The sequence below is a fragment of the Phenylobacterium sp. genome (assembly GCF_031425575.1).
Lineage (GTDB): Bacteria > Pseudomonadota > Alphaproteobacteria > Caulobacterales > Caulobacteraceae > Phenylobacterium.
This window is the reverse complement of record NZ_JANPJP010000056.1, coordinates 1-4109: the sequence shown is the minus strand read 5'-3', so window position 1 is coordinate 4109 and position 4109 is coordinate 1. Positions and strand designations below refer to the sequence as shown.

Annotated in this window: 5 protein-coding genes; 3 read left to right on the top strand and 2 right to left on the bottom strand. The window is 65.2% G+C overall.

Annotated features, from left to right (window positions below; all coding sequences use genetic code 11):
• Together RMO97_RS03270 and RMO97_RS03265 are read left to right on the top strand one after the other, a co-directional pair.
• Nucleotides 1-482, top strand: a 482-nt coding sequence (locus tag RMO97_RS03270; protein ID WP_310539111.1) for a hypothetical protein, incomplete at its 5' end; no start/stop codon positions are given.
• A gap of 117 nt (nucleotides 483-599) precedes the next feature.
• A complete protein-coding gene (locus tag RMO97_RS03265; protein ID WP_310539110.1) occupies nucleotides 600-1031 on the top strand; it encodes an RcnB family protein in 432 nt (143 codons plus the stop codon).
• Nucleotides 1032-1084: 53 nt separating this feature from the next.
• Here the strand turns inward: RMO97_RS03265 and RMO97_RS03260 are convergent, their stop codons facing one another.
• Nucleotides 1085-1978 carry a phytanoyl-CoA dioxygenase family protein gene (locus tag RMO97_RS03260; RefSeq protein WP_310539109.1) on the bottom strand — a complete coding sequence of 298 codons (894 nt, stop codon included), beginning with the start codon at nucleotides 1976-1978 and terminating at the stop codon, nucleotides 1085-1087.
• Between the two features lie 29 nt (nucleotides 1979-2007).
• Entirely contained in the window at nucleotides 2008-3504 is a 1497-nt protein-coding gene (gatB, locus tag RMO97_RS03255) for an Asp-tRNA(Asn)/Glu-tRNA(Gln) amidotransferase subunit GatB (RefSeq protein ID WP_310539108.1), read from the bottom strand.
• A gap of 109 nt (nucleotides 3505-3613) precedes the next feature.
• Between gatB and RMO97_RS03250 the strand changes: the two genes are divergently transcribed.
• Nucleotides 3614-3919: a hypothetical protein gene (locus RMO97_RS03250; protein WP_310539107.1), complete on the top strand. Its 306-nt coding sequence runs from the start codon at nucleotides 3614-3616 to the stop codon at nucleotides 3917-3919.
• Nucleotides 3920-4109 lie beyond the last annotated feature (190 nt).

The window sequence follows — 4109 nt, the reverse complement described above, 5'->3', positions numbered from 1 at the left end:
GTTTGAGCATGACCGCCCTGGCGGCGATTTCCGGCGGCCTGGCGATCTCCGCCACGGCCCACGCCCAATCCTGGGATTCCCACTCCAGTTCGAGCTATTCCCGGCAGAGCCGCGAGGAATACTGCGACTGCTATGATTACGGCGCGCGCCGCGACAACTACCCGCACGACGAGCGCAACCATGGACATCATGGCGGGTATCAGGACCACCGCCAGGGTTACGCTCCGCCGCCGCCCGTGGGCGGCGCCTACTACGCGCCGGCCGGCGGCGGCCAGAACAACATGGGCTGCTTCGAGCAGCACCAGCCGGGCCGCAGCACGTTCCGGCCCGGCCTGATCCTGCCGCCCTACTTCCGCGGCTACATGGTCACCGACAACCGCCTGGCCCGTAAGCGCGGCCATGCCTGGTACCGGGTCGGCAACGAATACATCCTGGCCAGCACCTCCTCCGGAGAGGTCCTGCGGATCGTCACCTTCCCCTGAACCGCCCGCGAGCGGGCGTTCCTTGGTCGTCGCGTTCAGCCTCGGTTCAGGCGAAACGCGACATGGTGAATCGCGAGGGATGCGCGCCCGAATGGGCGTGTTGAAGGAGACGTCGACGTGAAGCGTCTGATCTTGAGCCTGGCCGCCGTCGCGGCCGTTGCGGGCCCCATGGCCGCCACCGCCACAGCGGCCCAGGCGCAGGGCTACTACCGCGATCATCGTGATCGCCGTGACTATCGCGGTCCTGACCACCATGACCGCCGCGACTGGGATCGGGGCCGTCACAACGGCTACTACTATGGCGACCGCTGGAGCTATGGCCCACCGCCCCAGGCCTATTACGGCAATCCCTACTACCGGCCCGGTTATAATCACTGGCGGCGCGGGGCGTCGTTGCCGGCCTACTATCGCGGTTATCCAATGTACGACTACGGTCGCCATCGCCTGCGCCAGCCGCCCCGCGGCTATGCCTGGTATCGCGCCGGCAATGACTATGTGCTGGCGGCTATCGCCACAGGCATCATCTTCGAGATCATCAACAACAACTAGCCTGGCTTCGGCCCCGCGTCAGAGGCCCCGGAGCGCAAGCGCCGGGGCCTTTCTCACATGTAGCCAGTGGCGCCGGAGTCGGCGACCCGGCGGCCGTTGACCTTGCGCAGGAAGCCATACCGCTTAGGTGGCGGCTCGGGACCGTCGTGATGGAAATAGGTGTCCATCATGTACAGTTGCACGGCTTCAGGCGCGCAGTGGGCGACCACGCTCCAGCGCGAGCGCATCTGGTCGATGGCTGGCGAGCCCCCGTGCGGAAGCTGCGGATGCCAGATCGCCACGTCTCCGCACTTGATAGGCGCGGTGACCACCTCGCCGGCGCTCGGACTGTCCTGAATCACCTGGCCGTTATAGAGGTCCAGGGCCAGGGTCAGCTGCTCCTGCGGGTTCAGGTCCGGCCGGTTCTGCTGCACGCGGCGCATGATGTCGCGATGATGCTCCATCTCGAACCGCTGGCCGCCCTTCACGTACATCAACGGTCCCGCCTCGGGGCTCACGTCCTCCAGCGCGGTCCAGACGCCGAAGAAGCGGCTCTCCGGCCAGGTTGCGAAGTGCGGTGTGTCACGGTGCAGGGGCTGTTGGGTGCCGTACTTGAACGTCAGGGTCGTATAGACGCAGGTCTTCTCATCGAACAGATAGTCCAACAGTTTCATGATCTTCCGGTTGGACACCAGGTCCAGCTCGGCCTTCGACCAAAGGTGGAAGTTCACCAGCCGCTTCTCGCGCCCCATCTGGTCCAGGTTCTGAGCGACATAGTCGGCATGCTGCTCGGCATAGCGGTAGTAGTCAGCGATCACCTTGGCGCACAGGGCCGGATCCACGACGCCGCGCAGGACAGTGAAGCCGTCGGTGCTGAGTTCCCGCGCGGCGGTCTTGAACGCCTCAGGCGCGCGAGACTGTTCGATGCGTGAAAGCGCGTCTGGTCGGTCCAGCCAGAGCTCTTTCATCGACGGCTTCTTGTCCCGCCAGCGAAACATCAAGAGATCCCGAGTTTCGCCTTCAGCAGCTGGTTGACCGCGCCCGGATTGGCCTTGCCGCCGGTCGCCTTCATCACCTGGCCTACGAACCAGCCGATGGCCTGGGGCTTTTCGACCACCGACGCGGCCTGGCCCGGATTGGCGGCGATCAGGTCGTCGATGATCTTCTCCAGGGCGCCGGTGTCGGAGACCTGCTGCAGGCCCTGCTTATCGACGATGGCGCGCGCGGCGCCCTCGCCAGCCCACATGCGGTCGAAGACATCCTTGGCGATCTTGGAGGAGATGACCCCCTCCTCGATAAGGGCCACCAGCTCGGCGATGTCGGCAGGCTTCAGCGGGCTGTCTTCGATATCCTGACCAGCCCCGGTCAGCCGGGCGGCCAGCTCATTGGTCACCCAGTTGGAGGTCAGCTTAGCGTCGCGGCCCTTGGCGGCCTCCTCGAAGAAGTCGGCCCGGGCCTGCTCGGTGATCAGCACTCCGGCGTCATAGGCCGACAGGCCGTACTGGCTTTGCAGGCGCGCCTTCTCGGCGTCCGGCAGTTCCGGCAGCGAGTCCTCGATCCGCTTCACCCAGGCCGGGTCGAGGACCAGGGGCAGCAGATCGGGGTCGGGGAAGTAGCGATAGTCGTGCGCCTCTTCCTTCGACCGCATCGAGCGGGTCTCGATCTTGGTGGGATCGAACAGCCGGGTCTCCTGCGTGATCGAGCCCCCATCTTCTATGATCTCAATTTGCCGACGGGCCTCGTACTCGATGGCCTGCTGGATGTAGCGGTACGAATTGACGTTCTTGATCTCGCAGCGCGTGCCCAGGTGGCTGAAGTCGCCGGTCTCGCGGAACTTCTCGTAGGCGCCCGGGCGGCAGACCGAGACGTTGACGTCGGCGCGCAGGTTGCCCTTCTCCATGTCGCCGTCGCAGGTGCCGAGATAGACCAGGATGGTGCGGACCTTCTTTACATAGGCCGCGGCCTCGGCCGAGGAGCGCATGTCGGGCTTGGAGACGATCTCCATCAGGGCGGTGCCGGCCCTATTCAGGTCGACATAGGTGGCGTTCGGGTCCTGGTCGTGCAGCGACTTGCCCGCGTCCTGCTCCAGGTGCAGGCGCTCGATGCGCACGGTGAAGGTGGAGCCGTCGTCGTGTTCGACTATGACCTCGCCCTCCCCCACGACGGGGTCCTTGAACTGGCTGATCTGATAGCCTTGCGGCAGGTCAGGATAGAAGTAGTTCTTGCGGTCGAAACTGGAGCGCAGGTTGATCTGGGCCTTCAGGCCGAGGCCGGTCTTCACCGCCTGCTCAACGCAGAAGCGGTTGATCACCGGCAGCATGCCCGGCATGGCGGCGTCCACGAGGCTCACCTGCTCGTTGGGGCCCGCGCCGAAGCCGACCGCCGCGCCGGAGAACAGCTTGGCCTTGGAGGCCACCTGGGCGTGGATCTCCAGCCCGAGAACGATTTCCCACGAGCCGGTGCGGCCCACGATCAGCTTGGAGGTGTCAGTCATGACGCTTTCCTAAACCGGGCGACGCGCCAACGAAAGCACCTTGCGCGGCCAGCTATTTTGAAGCTTTGCTGGGCGCGCAAAAACACCCCCTCGGGGAAGGGAACCCACCATGAAGAAGACCCTCGCCGCCGGCCTCGTTGGCCTGTCGCTCTCGTTTGGCCTGATGGCCGCCGCTCCGGCCATGGCGCAAGCCGCCGCCGCGCTCTCCACCGACTCCACGCCGATCGAAACCCTGGTCGCCAACCCGGCCGCAAAGGCTGTCCTGGAAAAGAATATCCCGGGCATCAGCACCCATGAAGCCTATGACCAGTTCAAGGCCATGACGCTGACCCAGGTCGCCCCGATGAGCCAGGGCGCCGTGACCGACGACATCATCAAGAAGGTTCAGGCCGACCTGGACGCCCTGCCGAAGTAGGCAGGTTTCTGAAGTAGATCGAGGGGCCCCCGCCGGCGACGGCGGGGGCCTTTTTTGTCACCACCAGCGGGTGGGCTTGGCGCGGAAATCTGCAGCCTTTTCAAGGGCTCCGCCGAGGGAGAACAGGGTTCCCTCGTCCAACGCCTTGCCGATCAGCTGGAGGCCCAGGGGCAGGCCCTTGTGGTCGAGG